The following is a 22,574-nucleotide window of genomic DNA, read 5'->3' as shown; positions in this document are numbered from 1 at the left end:
TTAGCTAATTTATAGCCTTTTGAATAGCACAAAGACCAGTCCCAAATAATGGGAGACTGGTCTTTGTAGTTAAAAATATTTACTTAGGTTATGCAAAGTTACAAATTAAATTTGGACAGTTTTTCTTGCAACTGCCGGGACGCATGCTCAAGCTGCTCAGACAGCTCCACTAAATGATCACTCACACTTTGTTGCTCCCCACTAAGCGAAGCCACTTCTTGAGAAGCTGCTGATGATTCTTCTGCAATGGAGCTGATATTGCCCATCGAATTTGACAGCACCTTCTGGGATTGGCTCAAGCTATCCATCGATAAAGCAACAGATTCCAAGCGTGTAATAAAATGACGCATCTGATCCTGTACAGATACGAAGATATCGCTAGTGCTCTCCACTGAAGTCACCTGCTGATTAAAAAGAGGGGCTACTTCCGAGAGAACACCTACGGTCTCGTTCATATCCTTCATAATAGTGTCAGTTATATTAGCCACCACAGCAATGGATTCTTTGGACTGATCTGCAAGCTGGCGTATTTCATCGGCCACTACCATAAATCCCCGGCCGGACTCCCCTGCCCTTGCCGCTTCTATCGTTGCATTTAGAGACAAAATATTCGTCTGCTGTGTAATATTCTGCATAACATCAAGCACCTTCATCACTGATGATGTGGTGTCTTGCAGCTCATTCACTTTCAACACGAGCTTATTCGTCATGTCACCCGTCTTATTGGTTTTACCAAGCAGCTCTTTTAACTCATTAAAACCTTCTTCACTAAGCACGCCGATACTATGTGCGGTATGATCCATCTCATGCGTAGCTGAGTTCACTTTGTTCATTTGCACCGAAATTTGCCCCGTAAGCTCGTTACCCTGGTCCGCCTCCAAAGCTAGGCTGCCTGAACCTCCGGCAATTTCTTCTGTTGCTGCGGCAATCTCTTTGGCTGCCATCGCTGTCTTACGCGATACTCTACTAAGTTCATCGGCAGTTTCCATTACCTTCCTCGCGGTTTCATTAGTATGGATTACCAGTTCTGTGATCCGTTCCATCATCCTATTAAAGGAACCCGATAACTGACCAATTTCATCTCGTGAGGTAATATCCGTACGTACTCCAAGATTTCCATCTGCCCCTTGAGACATTAGATCCTTAAGTCGGGTCAAGGGCTTAGATACCATTCTGTACATCCAGTAACCAATTAGAATGGCGACAATAGCAGCCACCGCAACAATAATATATGTAGTTTTTAGAATACGAAGTGCGTCTTTCGTAAGATTCTCAGCCGGAACAACACCAAGCAATCTCCAGCTGGAGCTTTCCATCGTCCCGTACACAGCCAGAATGGATTTTCCTTTCTCATCCTTCGTTGGCAATGACCCAGCCTCATGCTCCAAACCATGAAGAAGAGTCCCTCCCAGACTGAGATAAGTATCTGTTCCCACTTGCTGGGACGATGCGATCAATTCATCCTTATCCGTCAGCAATTGCATGTAAGAGCTGGGTCCGAGATCAACTTTACGAAGCTGATTTTCTAATTCACTAATTCTAATATCACAGATAATTATGTATCCCGGGCTTTGTGTATCCCCAGCTATCGATTGTGCCAAATGAAACATACCCGAAGTATTTCCGGCTTGCCCCTGTTCTGTTCGGGGAATCCACAATGTTTGTGGTTGCTCCTCAAGCTGCTTGAACCATGAGGACTCTCTGAATTCTTTGATAAAAGCGCTGTCTTTTGATCCCGCTGACGAAGTAGGGACTTCCTGATTCATCGGGATGAGGTATACAGCTTCTACCCCCTTTGATGCGGTCAGCCAGGCATTTAGCTCGGCGCTAATCTGGTTGGACTGCAAATTACGTTCCTCATTACTTGTAGTGGGATTATTCCCTTGTTTGAGTGCATCCTGAATCTCATTGTTGTAAAGAATTCTTCCTAGGCCATCCTCATAACGCAATAATTCAACATCAAACTTCTCTGCAGCTTGGACGACTGTCTGTTGATTGGCTGACAGCGCGTTATTCTCGATCGTTTGCTTAGCTACGGAATAGGAAATGTAGCCAAGTGAGAGAACGAGTACCATTGTTGAGATGAAGAAGATGAGAAAAAGCCGCACCCCAATCGATTTGGCAGGGTGCAGCTGGAAATGCGCCTTTTCTTTTTTTACTTGCGACTTCATCAATTGTTCACCACCGTTGTCTTCAGTTATGCCTGCTGGCTTATCTCTTACAAGGTCATGAACAATTCCAACGCCCGATCGGCAAGATATGGTAAATACTCATGACCGTACTCATAATAAACCATAAGCTCTTTGGACGCTAGTATTTTATTGTATGCGGCAAATTGAGTTGAAGGTGGACAAATCGTATCGGATAACCCGGTAACCCACAGTACTTTAGCCTGTATTCTTTCGGCAAGATTCTGAATATCGATATAACCGAGCCTATTAAAAATCTCATCCTCACGCAAATGATGGGGATCAAAAAAACGGAAATAATAGTTGATCTCCTCATAAGCTGAAGTGGTAATATCCAGCTCCCAAGCACGTTTATAATCTGAAAGGAAGGGATATACAGGCAGGGCTATTTTTATACGAGGCTCTAATGCTGCACAAGCCACAGTCAGCGCTCCACCTTGAGATAGTCCAAAGGCACCTACACGTTCAGGATCAACTTCATCCATAGACATCAGAACTCGGGCAGTCTGTGCCGTATCCAAAAACACATTGCGATAATAAAGGTTATCAGGATTAGGATCATCCATCCCTCGAATGATATGTCCGCGTATCGTAGTCCCTTTTACGGTAAGGTTATCTTCGGAGAGGCCACCCTGGCCGCGACAATCCATCGCCAGGACGCTAATCCCGTGAGCAGCATAAGCCACCTTCTCCATCCAATCCCCGCTGTCACAGGAGTATCCATGGAACATCACTACACCGGGACCTTTTTTATGTACGCTGTTCTTCGGTCTTACATATTTGCAATGGATTCTTGCACCGCCAACTCCGGTAAAATACAAATGAAAACATTCCGCAAGTTCACTGACAAACTCCGCTGGTTCCAGTTCATAATCCAGCGGCTGTGCATCCAGATCACGCAATGCCCGCTCCCAAAACTGCTCGAAATCATCCGGTTTTGGACTACTTCCGTTATATTCTTTTAACTGTGACAAATTCATGTCGCTTCCCAAAATATTGTTCCTCCTTAAGTTATGTAACGATATTGTTCGCTTGCTGTTCGTAACCGCGAAGCAACGTTAGAGTTACTATGCTAGATAGAAACGGAAAACCCCATATGGGTTTTCCGTTGATGTATGGATAGTTGCGATGGAATAGTGGGATGGGATAGTTAGGATGGAAAAGTTGCGATGGAGTGGGATGCAATAGTTGCGTTTTCTGCGACTGGATAGTTTAGTCGCAGCTCCAAGGCTGGATAGTTGCACTTTGTGCAGCTATATTTCAGCTGAATATGTGTGTTTTCCTCTTAGTTGCACTTTGTACAACTAAAAAACAGTAAAAGGAGCTTTTGGAGGTTACTTGGCTTATATAGTTGCACGAAGTGCAATTATATCGCCTAGTAACCAAAGAAATGTTAGTTTAAGTGCACAGAGTGCAACTATTTACGTCAGAGCCATAGAGTAACTTAGCAACAGACTGACTGAGGTCGCCAACTGAGCCACATTCACCACTCACTCGCTGCTTGCCTATTACCTCCACAACTAATCATATTCCACGTACCTACTACCTTCTTATTACCTCTACAACCACTCACATTCCACTTATCCGCTATCTTCTTATTGCCTTCACAACTAATCACACTCCACGTACCTACTACCTTCTTATTACCTCTACAACCACTCACATTCCACTTATCCGCTACCTTCCTATTGCCTTCACAACACCCACATTTCCATCTCGCCTATTAACTTCTTTATAATCGGCACAGTAACAGCTTCTGGCTGGATAGTTGTGTGCAGCTATATTTCAGCTGAATATGTGTGTTTTCCTCTTAGTTGCACTTTGTACAACTAAAAAACAGCAAAAGGAGCTTTTGGTGGTTACTTGGCTGATATAGTTGCACGAAGTGCAATTATATCGCTTAGCACCTTAGGTATAGTTAGTTTAAGTGCACATAGTGCAACTATTTACGTCAGAGCCATAGAGTTGTACTTTGTGCAGCTTTATTTCAGCTGAATATGTGTGTTTTCCTCTTAGTTGCACTTTGTACAACTAAAAAACGGCAAAAGGAGCTTTTGGTGGTTACTTCGCTGATATAGTTGCACGAAGTGCAACTATATCGCCTAGTGACCAAAGAAATGTTAGTTTAAGTGCACAAAGTGCAACTATTTACGTCAGAGCCATAGAGTGACCAAGCCACAGAGTGACTAAACAACAGAGTGATCAGAATCGCCAACAGAGCCGAATTCCCCCCTCGCCTGCTACTTATCTATTACAGGCGATAATGTGTTGTTCTGTTGTACATTCTGCAACAGAACACGGAGGTCGCACAAGGCAACCTCCGCACTGAGCACACCCAACAACATTCAACACACCAAACCCAAAACACTTCTTGCAAACTCTACGCTACGCAATTCTCCGGAACTCTAGCAAGCTCACTGAAAATATAGGTCATTAAGTCCAATTAGATTTTGCCTAAACCTGCATCATCGCCAACCTCTTCATGGGTTTCGATGACATAGTTGACGATTTCATTAACCGTTGTATAAGCAACGCCTACATAAGTATCAGCCGCGCCATAATAGATGGCGATACGGCCGGTCTCTGCATCATGCAGAGTAGCACATGGGAATAGGACGTTATTCACAAAACCTCTTTCCTCGTACCATTCTTCTGGCGTTAATACAAAGTTCTTCGAGCGATATTTTACTTTCGAGGGCTCATTGATGTCCAAAATAACCGCTCCCATACTATACACAAGACCATTGCACGTTCCAGTTACGCCATGGTAGAACATCAACCAGCCTTCAGTAGTTTCAATCGGCGCTGGTCCGCCACCAATTTTGACACTTTGCCACCAGCCTTGACCACCCTTGGTCATTACATGGCGGTGTTTTCCCCAATATACGAAGTCAGGGCTCTCACTAAGGAATACATCACCAAATGGCGTATGGCCACTGTCACTTGGACGGGACAACATCACGAAGTTGTTGTTGATTTTTCTAGGGAACAGTACGCCGTTCCGGTTGAATGGCAGGAATGGGTTTTCCAAGCTGATAAATGTTTTGAAATCTTGTGTTTTTGCTACCCCAATAGCTGCGCCGTAGAAATCTGTACACCAGATAATATAAAATGTATCTTCAACCTTCACCAGACGTGGATCGTAAGCATAACGCGGCTGATAAGGATTACCTTCTTCATCTATAAATCGGATCGGCTCATCATCGATTTTCCAATCCAAACCATCCACACTATGTCCCATACGCAGATGCGGACGAGTAGTGTTATCTTCTACACGAAATACACCAATAAAACTGCCTTCATACGCAGCAACCGCACTATTGAAAATACGGGCTACACCTTTTGCAGGATTTCTTTTGATAACCGGGTTATCATTATGTCTCCAAATCGGATTCTCGTAGCCAGCAGGCTTTTCTTGCCAAGGCATGTTCGGGATGTTAATTGCACTTGCTCCAACCAATTTTACTTCACTCATTAGTTTTCCCTCCAAATGTATGCAACTTTTCAGTATGCTATTTTATCTAGTACTGTTATTAGATTTACTGTTGAGCTCACTTTACAGAACCTTGTGAAAAACCATTGTAGATATATTTTTGCAAGGCGGTAAACACAACCAATGTAGGTATAATTGCGATCATAATCGCCGCACATATTACTTCCCACTGCGATCCATATGGACCTTTAAACTTAAAGAGTGCTGTGGAGATCGTTTGCAGATCTGTTTTCGGCATATAAAGGAAAGGGGTATAAAAATCGTTATAAATATTAACACCCTTCACGATCACTACAGTTACAATCGCCGGCTTCAACAGTGGCAAAATAATTCTCCAATAAATTGTCCAATACGAAGCTCCGTCCAGCATCGCGGATTCATCCAGTGACTCGGAGATCGAATCCAAAAACTGCATGAAGATATAAACAGCGATAATATCCGTGCCCAAGTACATAACGATTGGTGCCCATCTGGTATTAAATAATCCCAAGTGATTGATGATTTGGAAAGTAGCCACTTGTGTAGTTACACCTGGAATCAGGGTGGCAATCAGGAACATACTAATTAGGATCTTACTGCCTTTAAATTTGAAGCGCGATAAAATATAAGCCATCATCGAACCCGTCAACGTAGCACCCGCAATAGAAATCACAACGATAATGACAGTATTTTTAAAACCGAGCAGCATTTTTCCGTCTACAAAAGCCTTAGTGTAGTTGGAGAAATTCAACCAATTCTCTGGCAGCGTTAACGGTCCGGTAGAAGCATATTCGGCTCCGGTTTTTAATGAAGCGAAAAACACGACCACGATAGGTATCAAAGCTACAAGTGCTCCCAAAATCAAGGTGAGATATTTGAATATACTAGCAGTGGTATATTTTACAGAATGCATAGTTTATTTCTCCTCCTTGATCAGAACGCGCTGCAAAATAGTAACGATGATAACAATACCCAGCAATACCACGGCCATCGCCGATGCCAAACCAACCTTGCTGTATTTGAAAGCTACATCGACCGTCTGAATTACGAATGTACTACTTCCGTTAGATCCGCCTGTCATGACGTATGGAATTTCGAATACCCCAATGGCGCCACTAACCGCAAGAATCAAGTTCAATTGCAGAATACGTTTAATGCTTGGCAAAATAATATGCATAAACTGATGCCATCTGTTTGCACCGTCAATTTCAGCGGCCTCATAGATATCCTTACCAATAGAAGAAATAGCTCCGAGGAAAATCAGGAAGTTCATTCCCATGTATCTCCACAGTGACGCACCTGCGAGCGAGAAGTTGATCAAGTTAGGATTCAGAAGCCATTTCTGCTGCAGACTGCCAAGCCCAATCAGATTAAGAATCGTATCTAACGTTCCATCTGGTTTGAAAAAGAACAGGAAGATAAAACCGATTGCTACACCGTTTAGCAAGGTTGGGAAGAACAAAATCCCTTTAAACAAGTTTTTCATGCGAACACTAAAGCTCAAGATGGTTGCAAAATACAAGGCAAGTGCCATCTGAATAAAGGTGGTAAAGAAATAATACAAGCTGACCTTAAACACAGAAAAATACTCAGGTTTCGTAAAAATGGTCTTGTAGTTTTCTAAACCGACATATTCCATATTTTTGCTCAATCCATTCCAACTGGTGAAGCTGTACCGAAACATACTGATGACTGGATAATAAGCGAATGTGAGCAGCAACAATATCGGCACTAATGAGAATAAGATGATGATAGCGATTCTTTGATTTTTATAGCTCAAATTTGAAAACTTAAACACCCGATACACCTCCAGAAAAAGCATCCTCATTTATTTAAGACTCGTTTAAATGTGAAGGGGGAAATGCTTGTTAGCATATCCCCTCCCACATTCACTACCGCCTATAGCATCTAAGAAGCTTATAGTTGTTACTGTGCTGTGACTTTAGCGCGAGCGGCTTTCCACTTGTCGTTCAGGTCTTTCATGATGTCATCATAGGATTCTTTTCTGTTGCCAATCGCTGCTTCAATAATCCGTTTCTTGAAGTCTGGCTGCCAAGCACCGATCTCAGCTTGTTTGTCGATTTCATCAGACCAGCCTTCTTCGCCAGCTTTAGCAGGAGCAAGAGTATCAAAGGTTACATCTGTACCTTCATATTGTTTCAGGATTTCTGGAAGCTCTGCACCGATAGCCGGGCTCATACCGCCGCCTTCAGTTGTAGGGTAGTTAGATTCGTTGATGAACCAATCCACCCAAGCTCTAGCAGCTTCTTTGTTTTTACTGTGCACGCTGACACCCAGATTGTAGTCCCCAGCAAGCGGCACAAGGATTTTATCCGCATTGGTTGGGAAAGGCATAAATCCAACATCGTCTGGATTTGTAGCCAGGCCTTTGATTTGGCCAATTGCCCAAGATCCAAGCACCATAGTCCCAATTTTTCCGTTGGCCAGATCAGCTTTGGAAGATTCCCAGTCTGTTGTAGTTGGATCTTCTTCAATCAAACCTTTTTGTGCTGCATCGTACAAAATTTTGTACAATTCATAGTGTGGTTGACCCGCTACATAGTTGTCGTCGCTAGCCACTTGAGCAATGTTTACATAATCACGATCACCAGCTACTGTAGCCAGATCCGCTTCCCATTGTGTCAATGTCCAGCCTGCTGCGTAATTTGTGTAAAGAGGAACAGCTTGTGTTTTGTCTTTAATAGTCTGCAGGGCAGTCAAGAATTGTTCAGGGGTTTTGGGAACCTCTGTAATTCCGGCATCTTTGAAGACTTGTTTGTTATAGATAATCCCGTTAAAGTTGATGGTCATCGGAATACCATAGGCAACTCCGTCTACTGCACGTTCTTCCAACCCTGTGTATTGTTTGCTCATTTCTTCAAGCTTGCCAAGGGGTTCGAAGAAATCAGGAATATCTTTTACAGCTATGCTAGTAGGTAACAAAAGAACGTCGCCATAATCACTAGTGCTCATACGAATTTTAATTTGATCTTCGTAAGTAGCGAGCGCTTCAAAGTTCACCTTTACATCAGGATATTTCTCATTGAATTTAGCCGCATACTCTTTGAATACGGTATCAACAATATCTGTTCTTTGCGTTATGACTGTGATATCCCCTTTGATATCCTTAGCTGCTGTACCATCAGCTGGAGCAGTTGCCTCTGCTGAAGAACCATTGTTTCCTGTGTTTTTAGCAGCTTCATTGTTAGTGTTGTTGTTTGAGGAACAACCGCTAAACAATCCCGCCACAAGTGTTAGTGCCATCAAGCCCATCATTGTTTTGCCTTTTTTCATGCTGTTACGACCCCTCTCTTCAATTCAACTCTAGTTTTAGGTAAATAACAAAAATAATAACTTTTATCATCACTCATAACTTGAAAGAGTAGCCATTAATACCGGATTATCTGAATTACTCTTGAAAACAAGTGATGATATCGCTTACAAATCCATTATAAATCTATTTTCGACGCAAAACGATGGTTTCAATTGCTTTTTCTGGTCTTGTATTTGTTATTTTTGTTTTACTTATAATAATTTTGTTATCTAATTTATAAAAACATCCACAAAAAAAGAGAGCTTTTCGCCCTCCTAATAAATAACTTCCTATATATGCCTAAAACTCACGTTCAATTTTCGGGAATTTACAGCCGCTTTTATAATCCTTAGGTGTCATACCACACATTTTCTTGAACAATTTATTAAAATATACCGGATCGCTATAACCCACCTTCTCGGCAATTTCATAATTTTTCAGGTCAGGATGCTCCATTAGCAGTTCCTTTGCTTTAGAAATTCTAATCCGAATCAGATAGTCTGTGATCGTCTGCCCCGTCTTTAATTTGAACAAACGGCTGAGATAACTCGCATTCATGCCCACCATCTCCGCTAGACGTTCAAGCTCGAAGTTCTGATCATACTCTCTCTCCAGAATACTTTTTGTCTGCTCAACTACATAATGTTCTCCACCATCCGCAGCTTGTGAGAAAATCTCCTCATGCTCCGTCACGGTCTTTTTCTTTACATCCTCTACTCTCTTAAGCAGTTCATATAGCTGAGTCTTATCAATCGGTTTAAGCAAATAATCCATCACCCCATGACGGATCGCTCGACGGGCATATTCAAATTCACTAAAACCGCTAAGGACAGCAATAGGGATATCCTCCATATGGTCTCTAGCCTGTTCAATCAGCTTAAAACCATCCATTCTAGGCATTTTGATATCTGTAATAAGCAGATCTATATCCTCCCGGGATAACTTTTCTAAATGTTCCCAGGCTTCCAACCCGTTGCCGTAAGATCCAATTACATGTACGTCTATTTCCATTCTGGATGTGATTTTTTCGAGCCCCCTGCGAATGACTTCCTCGTCGTCCGCAATCATAACATTTATCATTTGAGTAATTCCCTCCAGTTGTATCCGCCAGTTATTATGATTGCGCTATCATCACGAATAGTATCTCCCCATGTATTACGTCAATGTACGATTGCGCCCTTTTATAGTCTTATATTTACTATAACTAAAGTTATTCAAATTTCCCAGCTTCAACTACAAATTGTCCTTGAAATCATCTGCGAAAAAGTATATAACTAAATTAAGTTGTTATTATAAACTAACAAAACAATAATAACTATCTAACAAAATGAAGATTGCTAATTTTTCTATTTTTGTGTGTAAAGTGAGGATTCTCGATGATGTTAAACAACGAATACATTGCAGGCGTAACCTGGGGTTTCTCGGGTAGACGTGGTTCATGGACAACAGAAGAAGCTGAGTGTTCGCTGGAATTAATGTCCTCTGTCACCGGAGCGAACTGGACGGCCATTGCGCTCAGCGCGCTTCAAGCTACCGCTCATTCTACGGAAATTCCCTACTGGGAGGCTCCAACCGTTAGCGACGAAGAAGTGAAATGGGCTATCAGCAAAGCGAAGTCACTGCAGCTAAAAGTATGCCTGAAGCCGATTGTTAATTGTGCTGACGGAACTTGGCGTGCCCATATTAACTTTTTTGATAAGGATGTCCCTTGCGAGCCTAAATGGTCTGAGTGGTTCAGCTCTTATACTAAATTTATTCTGCACTATGCCGCTATCGCTGAGGAAACAGGCTGTGAAATGTTCTGTATTGGCTGTGAGCTTGTACAGACGGATAGACGCGAAGCCGAATGGCGTTCGCTTATTGCTGAGGTGCGGAAGGTCTACTCAGGTATTCTTACTTATAATTGCGATAAGTATCAGGAGGATAACGTAACCTGGTGGGATGCGCTCGATGTGATTTCTTCAAGTGGGTATTATCCAGCTAGTGATTGGGAGGCTCAGCTCGACCGGATTGAGCAAGTGGTGCACTCACAGAATAAGCCGTTCTTTTTCATGGAAGCGGGTTGCCCAAGCCGGAGCGGAAGCGCCGCGATTCCCAATGATTGGACCTTAAAGGGCGAACCAAGTCAAGAAGAACAAAGTAAATTCTATCAGGCAATGTTTCAAGGCTGTGAGCACAGAGATTGGGTTCAGGGCTTTATGCTCTGGGATTGGCCTACTCATCTTTATCCAATTGAAGAAGCAGTACAGAATGATGATTACTGTATGTACGGTAAGCAAGCCGCTGGGATCATCAACGAATATTTCACCTCAAAAATCACCAAATAATGTGAGGAGTGACTGATTACAATGATTAATTCACCAGAATTATGGTTGACCCAACTTGAGGATGAGCTGCAGGATAATATTCTTAGTTTTTGGATGAAACAGACGAAGGACGAAGTGAACGGCGGTTTTATAGGTGAAATCGACAATCAGCTGAACATTACTCCTAACGCAGAGAAAAGCCTTGTGCTTAATGCCCGGATCCTTTGGTCCTTTGCGAGCGCTTACCGGATCTACGGTAAACCGGAATATCTGGCGATGGCAGAACGTGCTTATACCTACCTGATGGAACACTTCATTGATAAAGAGTATGGCGGATTATACTGGATGGTGGATGCTGAGGGCAGACCTTCTCAAGAGAAAAAGCAGATCTATGGCCAATCCTTTGCTATCTACTCACTGGCTGAATTCTACCATGCGACCGGACGTCCAGAAGTCTTAGAGGATGCGATTCAATTATTCCAGCTAGTTGAAAAATACGGCTATGATTCTATTTATAAAGGTTATGTCGAAGCTTTATCACGGGAATGGCAAATTACTGATAACCTCAGTCTCAGCAGCAAGGATATGAATGAAAAAAAATCTATGAATACCCATCTGCATGTTCTGGAAGCGTATACCGGTCTCTATCGAGTATGGAAGTCGGAGGAACTAAAGAGCACGCTAACTGAGCTAATCGAAACGATGCTGGATCATATCATTGATCAGGAAGGCCAGCATTTTCATCTTTTCTTAGATGAAGCATGGAATGTGAAATCAGATATTATCTCCTACGGACATGACATCGAAGGAAGCTGGCTGCTGGTGGAAGCTGCTGAAACCCTTGGAGAAGAGCAGCTGCTGCAGCGTGTGCGAACAGTAGCTGTCTCCATGGCAGAAGCCGTTCTTGCGGAAGGTATTGATAGCGATGGAGGGATATGGAATGAAGCTGACCCAAGCGGACTGCTGAGCAAAGATAAAGATTGGTGGCCGCAAGCTGAGGCGGTTGTTGGATTCTATAATGCTTATCAGCTGACTGGTGACAGCAAATTTAATGAGGCTGCCCAAGCCTCCTGGACTTTTATCGATAAATACATGGTGGATCACAAGCTGGGTGAATGGTACTGGGGCGTGGACGAGAACCTTCAGCCCCTGCCTCACGGATCAAAGGTTAGCGCCTGGAAATGTCCTTATCATAACAGCAGAGCCTGCTTCGAAATGATCACACGACTGAAATCAACTATAAAGGAGACTGTCTAATGTCATCATTATTCCAAGAACGCAAACAACAATTAACAGAACGTTATGAAGCCCTGATCGCTCGCAAGAACGAAAAGCTTCCTTATGGAAACGGCATTTATGACCGATATGCTCATCCACTGCTAACTGCTGAGTATGCGCCCTTAATCTGGCGTTATGATTTTAACCCAGATACCAACCCTTATTTTGCCGAAAGAATTGGCGTCAACGGCGTCTTCAACCCGGGTGCTATTGCACTGAATGGCAAATTCTATCTTGTTGCTCGCGTGGAAGGCAATGACCGCAAATCTTTTTTCGCTGTAGCAGAAAGCGACAATGGCGTGGACGGTTTCCGCTTCTGGGATCATCCAGTTGTGCTGCCGGAGACAGAAGTTCCTGATATCAACGTCTACGACATGCGCCTCGTTAGCCATGAAGATGGCTGGATCTACGGCCTCTTCTGTACAGAACGCAAAGATCCAGAAGCTCCACATGGTGACCTTTCTAGCGCAGTAGCACAGTGTGGTATTGTTCGCACCAAAGATCTGAAGACCTGGGAACGTCTGGCGGATCTCAAAACAGGCTCTGCTCAGCAGCGTAATGTCGTGCTACACCCTGAATTTGTAGATGGAAAATACGCTTTCTACACTCGCCCACAAGATGGCTTTATCGATGCAGGTTCCGGTGGCGGTATTGGCTGGGGACTCTCGGATACAATTGAAGATGCCGTAATTACCAGCGAGACTATCATGGACGAACGCTACTACCATACCATCAAGGAAGTTAAAAATGGCCAAGGTCCAGCTCCAATCAAAACTGCAAAAGGCTGGCTGCATATTGCTCATGGTGTACGCAACACAGCTGCTGGACTCCGATACGTGCTATATGCTTTCTTGTCTGACCTGGATGAGCCAAACAAAGTTACTCATTCACCTGGTGGTCATTTCATCGCACCAGACGGTGAAGAACGTGTCGGCGATGTCTCCAATGTCGTGTTCTGTAATGGCGTGATTGCACTTGATAACGGTGAAATCTATATTTACTACGCCTCCTCCGACACTCGTATCCATGTGGCTACAACTACCGTTGACCAAATGTTAGATTATGTGCTGAACACTCCAGAGGATCCCCTTCGCTCTTATGCTTGTGTACAGCAACGTATTGCTCTTATTGATCGTAATTTAGCATTGTAAAAAAAGTTCATAAACCCTAAAAATCAACAGAGCAGCGATTCTCCTATATTAGGAGGATCGCTGCTCTGCGTTTTGATCATTCACTGTTTGCTTCAAGCGAATATCAATCATCCAGAGTAACTTAAGGACTCAGATGACGCTATTCACATGTATTTAGCCTTCAAAGTAAGTTTTCGGACTCCAGGGGCGCTATTCCCTGAAAAGAGTCCCATTTGGGGCGTTTTCTAGGCCGATAGCTGCGCTGGAGTCCGTTAGCATTGTAAATATCGGATAATACTGCATATAGGGTCTGCTGTGTCCGTTAGCAGGTTAATATGCGTATTTGATTGCGTATTTGATTGTGGTTTTAATTGCGTATTTGATTGTGGTTTTAATTGCGTATTTGATAGTATTTGCCGTTTGCCTTTTCGACACAAAAAGCCTTTTACATGACGCACATCCATACTTTTCAGCCCATTCATGAGTAATTCCTATAGATTAAGCTCAAAATAGGTCAGTAACCCCTAACTCCAAGGAGGCTGAGATATTAATGTTCAAACGTATGGATGAAATCATGATTGAGATTCCTGAAGTTGAGAAGCCCGATCCCAATGCTGCTGCCGCTGTTCAGGAATTACTTGGCGGAAAGTTCGGAGAAATGTCGACCCTTAACAATTACCTCTTTCAATCCTTTAATTTCCGTTCAAAAGACAAGCTGAAGCCTTTTTATGATTTGGTGATGAGCATAACAGCGGAAGAGCTTGGCCATGTCGAGCTGGTTTCGCATGCCATCAACAAATGTCTTCGAGGGTCAACAAGTTATAAAGAGCCCGATTCCACCCCTCTAGGGTCCGCAAAAGATGCGCGTCTATCCTATCACTTTCTGGCTGGTGCACAAGGGGCTATGCCTTTTGATTCAACGGGGAACCCGTGGACCGGAGCAAACGTCTTTAATAGCGGCAACCTAGTGGAAGATCTGCTACATAACTTCTTCCTCGAATGCGGAGCCAGAACACATAAAATGAAGGTCTACGAAATGACAGACCATCCAGCTGCACGCGCTGTAGTCGGATTCCTTTTAGTCCGTGGTGGTGTCCACGTGGTCGCTTATGCCAAAGCCATCGAAGTGGCAACAGGTGTTAATGTAACTAAGCTCGTACCGATTCCTTCGTTAAATAATAAATCATTCAGTGAAGCAAAAAAATATGAAGAAAAAGGCGTGCATACCAAGCTATACACCTGGAGTGAAAGTGACTTCGGCGCCATCGATCAGATTTGGAAGGGAACCCACCCAGAGGATAATCTTCCGCTTGAAGTTATTCAAGGATCCCCTAAAGGCTTTCCGATCCCCGTTGCTCCGGCAGTCGAAGAGGAATTCGCTCCCGGAATCTCCCCCGAAGACTTTAAAGAAATTGCCAAACGCCTCAAAATGGCTGGAAATATTACAGACTAATATTCATAGTGAATCTGGTGAGGAAGTTACCTACAATCTTCCTTACCCTAGATTCACTTTTTTTAATTGTACAAACTGCGGAACTCCTCTTCAAGCATGGACATCAGAATCATGTTATGAAACTCTCCGTCTACATAAAGAGCATCCCGCTCCACACCGTCGCGTTGAAAACCAAGCTTCTCATAGACATGAACGGCTCTGGGGTTAAAAGTATATACGCCGAGATGGATGCGATGCAGCTTCAAAGTTTCAAAGCCATATCGCAGCATTTGAGTCATAGCTTCAGTACCGTAACCCTTACCCCGATGTTCTTGTCCACAAATGCCGATCCGGATATTTGCACTACGATTGTCCGGATCTATTTCATTTAGTACCACTTCTCCAATGAGCTCACCCGTGTCCTTTACTATAATCATAAGATCCACACGATCCTCGGCTGGAACACTAATCTTACGAATCCAAGCTGCCGTCTGCTCACGGGAGAAATCTTCTTGCGATCCTGTTAATTGCCCCATCTCAACATCAAGCAAAAATTTATAATAAGCCTCCAGATCGGATGCTTGCACACCGCGTAGTTGAATCTGTTCGCCTTCAATCTTTGGCATGGCAACTGATTCTGTCATAACTAAACTCCCCCTTACTCAAGCAAAACTAGATTCCATGGCTTTTATATACTTTTTAGATCAACATAGTTCTAGTCTCGCGGCTTATCCACGGAATCACGATGTACAATATCCGCTGCAATAAGAATTTTCTCAAGCGGTGCAGAAGGATTATGAATACGGCTCAGAAGTTTCTCCACTGCGGCTCGGCCCATCGCTTCTTTAGGAACATGAACAGTTGTAAGCGGTGGAACGCCTCTTAAGGCATCCTCAATATTATCAAAGCCAGTAACCGAGATATCCTCCGGAATATTAAACCCTTCTTCCTTGAGGATGTCACTGACCGAAAGGGCTGTGGAGTCGTTAGCGCAAACCAAGGCTGTCGGGAGTGTTTTGGCTTTTTTACGCTTATTCACCCAGTTTTTAAAATCCTCCTGAAATAAGTCTTCCTCCACCCCTTCCAGAAAAAGATTCGCATCATCTTCCAAAGGCAGTCTTATTCCGCTCTCCTCCAGCGCACTCCGGAAGCCAATCCACCGATCGCGGAAACTGCGTGAGAATCCAATATTGCCGATAAAATGCATTTGGGTATGGCCTGTGCCCATCAAATGATTTGTAAGCCGAGCCATAGAATCCACATTATTCGCAAACACGGTATCACTTGGAATTAGCGGATCTTCATGGTCAATCAACACCATCGGCAAACCAATACGGTGTACCTCAAGCAGCAAGGAAGTAGAGATTTGGCCCACACCTATCAAACCAAGGATTCCATTGGGATTCAAAATATTAACGAAATTATCCGCACGGTTCTCGGAGATAATGACCATCCCAAGCCCTTCCTGATCCAGCGCAATCGCAATACCATCCACAATTTTTCCCCAATACAAGGAATCCTGCGTCTGAGAACGAATATTCGGCATTAACACCAGCACGGATTGCTTATTCCGATCCCCGCCACCTACCGGAGGCGTGCGTTTTATACCTTGGACAAAAGCATTTTTTTGCGTAAAATAACCCAGCTGCGATGCCGCTTGAATCACTCGCTCTCTTGTCGTCTCATTAACGCCGCCTTTACCCGAAAGTGACTTGGAGACAACGAATTTGGATACGCCGAGATGATCAGCGATTTTTTGCATGGTAACCTTTTTAGCCATATATAACCCTCCAGAGAATGTCATCAAATTTATGTAGTACTAACTTTAAGGCTGAGAAGTTTGTGGCGCTCCTGCCCGCGCTTCCTTCCATTTTGCATTTAATTCGTCAAAAGCCTTTTGTAAATCAGGCGCAGCCAGTAACTCCTGAATATAATCCCCGGACCAAAAGGACAGCTTGGCTCTATTCGCCAGCTCGATGAACGCATCACTTTGTACAGTAGCATCGAGTAGCTTAGGCTTATAAGATAAAAACTCACGATACTGCGACATAGAGGGATTCAAGCTTCCATCTGCCGGAAGAAATCCCCAATCATCTCGATAGGAAGTCTCCTTCACAAAAAAATTCAACCACGCCATAGCAAGCTCTTTGTTCTTGGTATATTTACTAACCCCCATGAACCAATCTGGATTGATCGGCGCATAATGAGCACTGCTATTATCATACGGAAACGGGAAGAATCCAATATCATCCGGGGCAGCCCCCACATCAAGGACTTGTCCAATCGTCCAATTTCCCAGTAAATACATCCCTGCTTGACCTTTAGCTAGCTTAGTCTTCGATATCTCCCAATTGTTCGAAAATAGTTCATCTTCAACATAGCCTTTACCAATTAAGGTTCGAGCAATGGAAATTGATTTCCCCCACTCATTATCAAGCTGCCACGGGCTATCCTCATTTACCATATTATTTAGATACTCTGGATTACCTGTCATATAGTTAACCAAACTGTTTCCCCATTCACGTAAAGGCCAGACGGCTCCATAATTCATATATAGGGGGATAATACCCGCTTGTTTTAATTTCGCACAAGCTTCGTAGAATTCATCCAGCGTCTTAGGAACAGTAGCTATTCCTGCTTTTTCGAATGCCTTTTTATTATAGACAATCCCAACCGTAGTAGTCCCCGTGGACAGCCCATAACGTTTGCCGTTATACGTAGCAAAAGAGGTGAAACGCTCACTAGCGGCGGTTTCTTCATCCAGCGGTTCGAAAAAATAATCCAGCTCCTTTGACGGAAGATTCACCGGAAGCAACAGTACATCACCGGCATCTTTCGTGGACAGCCGTACCAGAATATCCGTTGCATAATTGGACAAGCCTTCAAATTCCACATTGGCTTCGGGGTATCTCTGTTTAAATTGGTCCGCGTATCCTTGAAAAGTTCCGTTCTCAATCAGATCTATTCGATTGGTCATCATGACTATGGTGCCGGACAAGTCAGACTTCACCTCGTCTCCAACTGGAGGCGGAGTGGATTCCGTCTGCTTATTGTTATTGGCACAGCTACTACTCAATAACACTAAGAGAAGTAACAGTATGGTCCGCATAGTCCATTCTAATTTCAACCCCTTCAACGGACAGCCCCCTCTTATTTCGTTACTCAGGTAAGCCAATTAATTCCTGTTCCAGTAATGGCAGCGACAAAATAACATCGGTCCCTCGTCCAAGCTCACTATATACCTGGATCCCAAATGCCGCTCCATAATGAAGACGCACTCGCTGCTGTACATTTTTCATGCCTATCCCCCCGTTAATGCTTTTCTTAGGAGGACTTTCGTTCTGCAGCCCATCATTCAATTTCTCCAAAGTCTTCTCATCCATTCCGATCCCGTCGTCTTTAATATGAAACAACAGCATTTGCTCTGTAATCTCGCAGCGGATGCTTAAATGCATTTGCGGCTTATTATCATCTAAGCCATGGTAAGCTGCATTCTCAATGATAGGCTGGAAGACCAGCTTGATAATAGAGTAATTATCTAACGACTTCGGCACATCGATATCCAGTAAAAAACGGTTAGGATAACGATAGTTCAGCAGCTCGACGTAATTACGCACATACCCAAGCTCTTGCTTCAATGTCATATTACCACTCAGATCACTTGTACTGTACCGTAGCAGTTTGCCCAGAATAGAGATCATATCCGCAGCTTCGACATCATCATTCAGCTCGGCGGTCATTCGAATGGACTCCAGTGTGTTATAGATAAAATGAGGATTGATTTGACTCTGCAGCGCATGAAGCTCTGCTTCCTTTTTCTGTTCTTCTATGCGGTAAATATCCTGAATTAGCTGCCTGATTCGGGCTAACATACGATTAAATTGATGCCCCAGCAGACCAATTTCGTCACGCCGTTTAACTCTGAACATCACATCCAGATCGCCGCCCTGAACTTTTTTCATCAATTGAATCATTTGAGTCAGCGATTTAGTAAGGGCAACGGAAAGAATAATCGAAATAATTAACGCCAGTACTATGATACTTAATGTAGCAGCAAGTGTTGTATTACGGGTCAGCTTCACATCACGCATCAGTACATCAACAGGAATAGAGATAATTACCTTCCAATTGGTTTTGGTAGAGCCAGAGTAAATATTCAACCGCTCTTTTCCGTTGACTGTATCATAAAAGCTTCCAGAAATGCCTCCAACTCTTTTGAACAAGTCTGAATCAGAAATATCTGTGGCCAGCAGCTTCTTGTCGCTGTCGTAGATGACCATTCCCTTCTCATCCACAATCAACGACTTCCCATGGGTGACTTTATCCAGCTCCGTAACTTGATTCTCCAAATTGCTAATATTCGCTTCAACCGCAATCAGCCCGATTGGATTTAACAAGCCATCCACGATTTTGCGAACAACGGTAAAAGCATATCGGGTGCTCTGCAGATTACTTGTATACGCTTGAGTACCGAACAATAATGCTTCTCCGCTGGAATCCTTAGTCTGCTGGCTCCAGTATTTATAGCTTTGCTCGAGATCAAGTCGTACGCCACCATCCTTCGCAGAATAATAACCATTTCCGTAAGCGTCAAAAATATAAACCGAGTTCGCACCTCGCTTAATATTGTTAATAAACGAAATGTTGCCCTCTATCCCCCGTTGAATGGACAACAGAAGATCAAAATCACCGGGCGACAAAGCAGCACTCCCAGTTGCGCCTCCCATAATCTTTTTCTGCTCATGGTAGTTGTTCGAACGTATTAAATTCTGTTTGATATCATTCACATAGGCGGGCATAGATGAAATACGCTTCATATCTTCGATATAATCGTCTACTCCATCCATCATTTGATCGATTAATTTCTCAGAATAAGCAATGGTGTTCCCCTGAATAGATTCTGAGTAGCTCTTGAAGGTAAATACACTGATGAAGGATAGCGGGAGGGTAATGATAATTAAAAAGACGAGGAGCAGCTTGCGTTCCATGCTCATGTCCCCGATAACGGACCACCAGCCAGAGATGCGTCTACCTTTCATTTGGTCCTTCTCCTTAATACTTTTTACCTAACTTGTTATTAAATTATAACAAATACCTAACAAAGTTATTATACGGTGTAGTTCTTCATTACACAACAACAAACCGCCTCTTCATGTTGAAGAAGCGGTTTTGTTAGGTAAACAATTTAGAAATTAGTGATGAATCCACTCATTTTATAGTGAATAATGACAGCTTGTCCTTCAATTGACCTGAAGCACTTTCCAGCTTGCCAGATAATGAAACGAGTTGATCACTTACATTTTGCTGTTCATTACTGAGTGAAGCTACTTCTTGGGAAGTTGCTGAAGATTGCTCAGCTACGGCGCTAACGTTCCCCATAGCCTCTGACAACACACCTTGCGAATGATTCAGACTGCTGATCGCTGTCGTCACCGATTCCAGGCTTGTTATGAATTCATCCATCTGTCCTTTTACGGACAGGAAGATATCACTTGTACTCTTCACGGAGCTTACTTGTTCTTTAAACAGTGGTGCTACTTCGGATAATACAGCTTCCGTTTCGTTCATTTCCGCCATGATCTTATCCGTAATTCCAGCAACAAGGGCAATAGATTGTTTCGATTGGTCAGCAAGCTGCCGCACTTCACCCGCAACTACCATGAAGCCCTTACCAGCTTCTCCTGCACGAGCGGCTTCTATTGTCGCATTTAATGATAAGATATTCGTCTGTTGCGTGATACTCTTCATCACATCCAACACCTTAATTACGGAGAATACTGTCTCCTTCAGGTGGTTGACACGTTCGACAAGTGCACTTGTTTTTTCTCCAGTGCGGCTAGTCTGATCCAGCAGGTCAGTTAATTGCTTAGCGCCTTGAGCACTAGCTTCACCAACCCCACGTGCTGCTTCATCCATCTCAGTGTTGGCATATATTACAGTCTGCATTTGCGTAGCAATCACATCTGTTAGCTCATTACCTCGTTCAGCTTCAAGCGCCAGACTGCCTGCCCCACCGGCAATTTCTTCCGTGGCGGCTGCGATTTCCTTCGCAGAAATAGCTGTCTTCCGTGAGGCTTCACCAAGCTCACCAGCGGTCTCCAGCACATCCCGAGCGGTTTCTGTTGTTTGCGATACAAGCTCAGTAATACGCTCCATCATCACGTTAAAGGAAGCTGATAGCTGGCCAATTTCATCTTTAGAAACATATTCTGTACGTACACTTAGATCACCACCTGCACCTTGTACCATAAGATCCTTCAAGCGTGCTAGAGGGCGAGCAATCATACGCACCATCCAGATCCCGATTACTATGGCTAGCAGAGCCGCACCAGCAGCCGCAATAAAAGTAGTCAACAGAATCGGACGTGCTTCTTTTACTAGCTCATCTGTTGGGACTACTCCTGCCAACTTCCAATCCGCCCGGATCATTGGATTAAAGACAGCAAGGATTTCTTTCCCGTTTGTATCCTTCTCATCCAAGCTTTTGTTATCCTTTTTACTTGCCTGAATAAAAGCGAACTCTGAAGGTTTACCATCGTCTTTTGAATCCGAAGAAGCTACTACGGTTCCATCAGGAGTGACAAGTTGAATTCGAGAGCCATCTCCCAGCTGTACACTTGCGAATGATTCCTCCAGCAATGTATTCTTCAACACAAGGATGACTATGTATCCTGTACCTGAGCCCAGGGTTTTGAGAGATCTTGCCATAGCAATATTTTTGTCTCCATCACCTTGAACAGCTGTCGAGAACCATATGTTCTTGGCTGCATCACCATCACCTTTAGAATAGTAGGATTCATAAGATGCAGTGTTGTCGACAATCTTCTTATACCATTCTTGTTCTCTTATGTTATCTAACTTAATGCCGCCACTGCCACTTGTAACAATATCTTGATCAGGCGACTCCGGGATCAAAGAAACACTAAGAATATTAGAATCCGTTGTAATCTGACTGGATAACTTTTTACTTACTGCGCTTGTAGCTTCAAATTTCTCATAGGAAGATTGTGCAGTCACTAAAGACTTCAAATCTTCTTGCATCTGCGCATCAAAATAAAGCTGTAAAGCCAAGTTCTCGTACTGTTTCAAAGTAATATCTAACTTTTCTGAGGTCTGAATAATAGTCTGACGGTAGGCTTCCGATACGTTGTTCTTAATTGTCTTCTTGGCTTTTGAATAAGATAGCAGTCCAAGTGCCATTACCACAATTACAATTGCACACAAAAATATCAGGAATATCTTCACGCCAACAGATTCCATAGGATTAACTCTTTTGATCTGTCCCCGCAAATCTATCCCATTCTTCAAATTAAACTTAGGTGTCTTAACTGCCCCTTCAATCTTGCTTGTTTCCTTGTTTCCTGTGATCGCCGATTTCTTATTCTTTTTATTCATGCTAAACCTTCTCTCATTATGCTTTTCACTAATACTATCTTGATCAGGATCCCCCATCT

The 22,574-nt window shown here is 43.4% G+C and carries 16 protein-coding genes; 4 read left to right on the top strand and 12 right to left on the bottom strand.

Translation table 11 applies throughout. The features are described from left to right. Positions 1 to 98: 98 nt before the first annotated feature. The 7 genes from MHB56_RS22355 to MHB56_RS22325 all read right to left on the bottom strand — a co-directional run bounded on the left by MHB56_RS22355 (position 99) and on the right by MHB56_RS22325 (position 10,054). Positions 99 to 2,171 (bottom strand): methyl-accepting chemotaxis protein, encoded by a 2,073-nt coding sequence (locus MHB56_RS22355; RefSeq protein WP_341144023.1) that lies wholly within the window; start codon positions 2,169 to 2,171, stop codon positions 99 to 101. Positions 2,172 to 2,218: 47 nt separating this feature from the next. Continuing rightward, entirely contained in the window at positions 2,219 to 3,181 is a 963-nt protein-coding gene (locus tag MHB56_RS22350) for an acetylxylan esterase (RefSeq protein WP_143761917.1), read from the bottom strand. Between the two features lie 1,451 nt (positions 3,182 to 4,632). After that, positions 4,633 to 5,664, bottom strand: a complete 1,032-nt coding sequence (locus MHB56_RS22345; RefSeq protein WP_036675546.1) for a glycoside hydrolase family 130 protein — start codon at positions 5,662 to 5,664, stop codon at positions 4,633 to 4,635. Between the two features lie 76 nt (positions 5,665 to 5,740). After that, positions 5,741 to 6,574: a carbohydrate ABC transporter permease gene (locus tag MHB56_RS22340; protein ID WP_076126321.1), complete on the bottom strand. Its 834-nt coding sequence runs from the start codon at positions 6,572 to 6,574 to the stop codon at positions 5,741 to 5,743. Positions 6,575 to 6,577: 3 nt separating this feature from the next. Beyond that, the gene (locus tag MHB56_RS22335; RefSeq protein WP_036675555.1) at positions 6,578 to 7,459 is read right to left on the bottom strand and encodes a carbohydrate ABC transporter permease; all 882 of its coding nucleotides are present in this window, start codon (positions 7,457 to 7,459) and stop codon (positions 6,578 to 6,580) included. A gap of 128 nt (positions 7,460 to 7,587) precedes the next feature. After that, positions 7,588 to 8,955 (bottom strand): ABC transporter substrate-binding protein, encoded by a 1,368-nt coding sequence (locus tag MHB56_RS22330; protein ID WP_076134055.1) that lies wholly within the window; start codon positions 8,953 to 8,955, stop codon positions 7,588 to 7,590. A 319-nt stretch (positions 8,956 to 9,274) separates the two neighbouring features. Further along, positions 9,275 to 10,054 (bottom strand): response regulator, encoded by a 780-nt coding sequence (locus MHB56_RS22325; protein WP_076126317.1) that lies wholly within the window; start codon positions 10,052 to 10,054, stop codon positions 9,275 to 9,277. A gap of 296 nt (positions 10,055 to 10,350) precedes the next feature. Between MHB56_RS22325 and MHB56_RS22320 the strand changes: the two genes are divergently transcribed. The 4 genes from MHB56_RS22320 to MHB56_RS22305 all read left to right on the top strand — a co-directional run bounded on the left by MHB56_RS22320 (position 10,351) and on the right by MHB56_RS22305 (position 15,141). Then, positions 10,351 to 11,301 carry a glycoside hydrolase family 113 gene (locus tag MHB56_RS22320; RefSeq protein WP_076281104.1) on the top strand — a complete coding sequence of 317 codons (951 nt, stop codon included), beginning with the start codon at positions 10,351 to 10,353 and terminating at the stop codon, positions 11,299 to 11,301. A 21-nt stretch (positions 11,302 to 11,322) separates the two neighbouring features. Further along, on the top strand, positions 11,323 to 12,537 hold the full coding sequence (locus tag MHB56_RS22315; protein WP_248547693.1) for an AGE family epimerase/isomerase: 1,215 nt from the start codon (positions 11,323 to 11,325) through the stop codon (positions 12,535 to 12,537). Continuing rightward, a complete protein-coding gene (locus MHB56_RS22310; protein ID WP_248547694.1) occupies positions 12,537 to 13,709 on the top strand; it encodes a glycoside hydrolase family 130 protein in 1,173 nt (390 codons plus the stop codon). The genes MHB56_RS22315 and MHB56_RS22310 overlap by 1 nt, the downstream gene beginning before the upstream one ends. 529 nt (positions 13,710 to 14,238) lie before the next feature. Beyond that, positions 14,239 to 15,141 carry a manganese catalase family protein gene (locus MHB56_RS22305; RefSeq protein WP_076126309.1) on the top strand — a complete coding sequence of 301 codons (903 nt, stop codon included), beginning with the start codon at positions 14,239 to 14,241 and terminating at the stop codon, positions 15,139 to 15,141. 62 nt (positions 15,142 to 15,203) lie between these two features. Here MHB56_RS22305 and MHB56_RS22300 read toward each other — a convergent pair whose 3' ends face one another. The 5 genes from MHB56_RS22300 to MHB56_RS22280 form a co-directional block, all read right to left on the bottom strand. After that, complete coding sequence (locus MHB56_RS22300; protein ID WP_076281107.1) at positions 15,204 to 15,764, bottom strand: GNAT family N-acetyltransferase; 561 nt, start codon at positions 15,762 to 15,764, stop codon at positions 15,204 to 15,206. 71 nt (positions 15,765 to 15,835) lie between these two features. Next, positions 15,836 to 16,900, bottom strand: coding sequence for a LacI family DNA-binding transcriptional regulator (locus MHB56_RS22295; RefSeq protein ID WP_076126305.1), 1,065 nt, complete (start codon positions 16,898 to 16,900; stop codon positions 15,836 to 15,838). 45 nt (positions 16,901 to 16,945) lie between these two features. Continuing rightward, on the bottom strand, positions 16,946 to 18,256 hold the full coding sequence (locus MHB56_RS22290; protein WP_341144022.1) for an ABC transporter substrate-binding protein: 1,311 nt from the start codon (positions 18,254 to 18,256) through the stop codon (positions 16,946 to 16,948). A gap of 22 nt (positions 18,257 to 18,278) precedes the next feature. Beyond that, complete coding sequence (locus MHB56_RS22285) at positions 18,279 to 20,159, bottom strand: cache domain-containing sensor histidine kinase (protein ID WP_341144021.1); 1,881 nt, start codon at positions 20,157 to 20,159, stop codon at positions 18,279 to 18,281. Positions 20,160 to 20,328: 169 nt separating this feature from the next. Further along, positions 20,329 to 22,515: a methyl-accepting chemotaxis protein gene (locus tag MHB56_RS22280; RefSeq protein ID WP_248547696.1), complete on the bottom strand. Its 2,187-nt coding sequence runs from the start codon at positions 22,513 to 22,515 to the stop codon at positions 20,329 to 20,331. Positions 22,516 to 22,574 lie beyond the last annotated feature (59 nt).

The organism is Paenibacillus sp. FSL H8-0315 (genome assembly GCF_038005365.1).
GTDB lineage: Bacteria > Bacillota > Bacilli > Paenibacillales > Paenibacillaceae > Paenibacillus_AQ > Paenibacillus_AQ odorifer.
The sequence above is the reverse complement of the archived record's forward strand: the minus strand, read 5'-3'. Positions and strand labels throughout refer to the sequence as shown.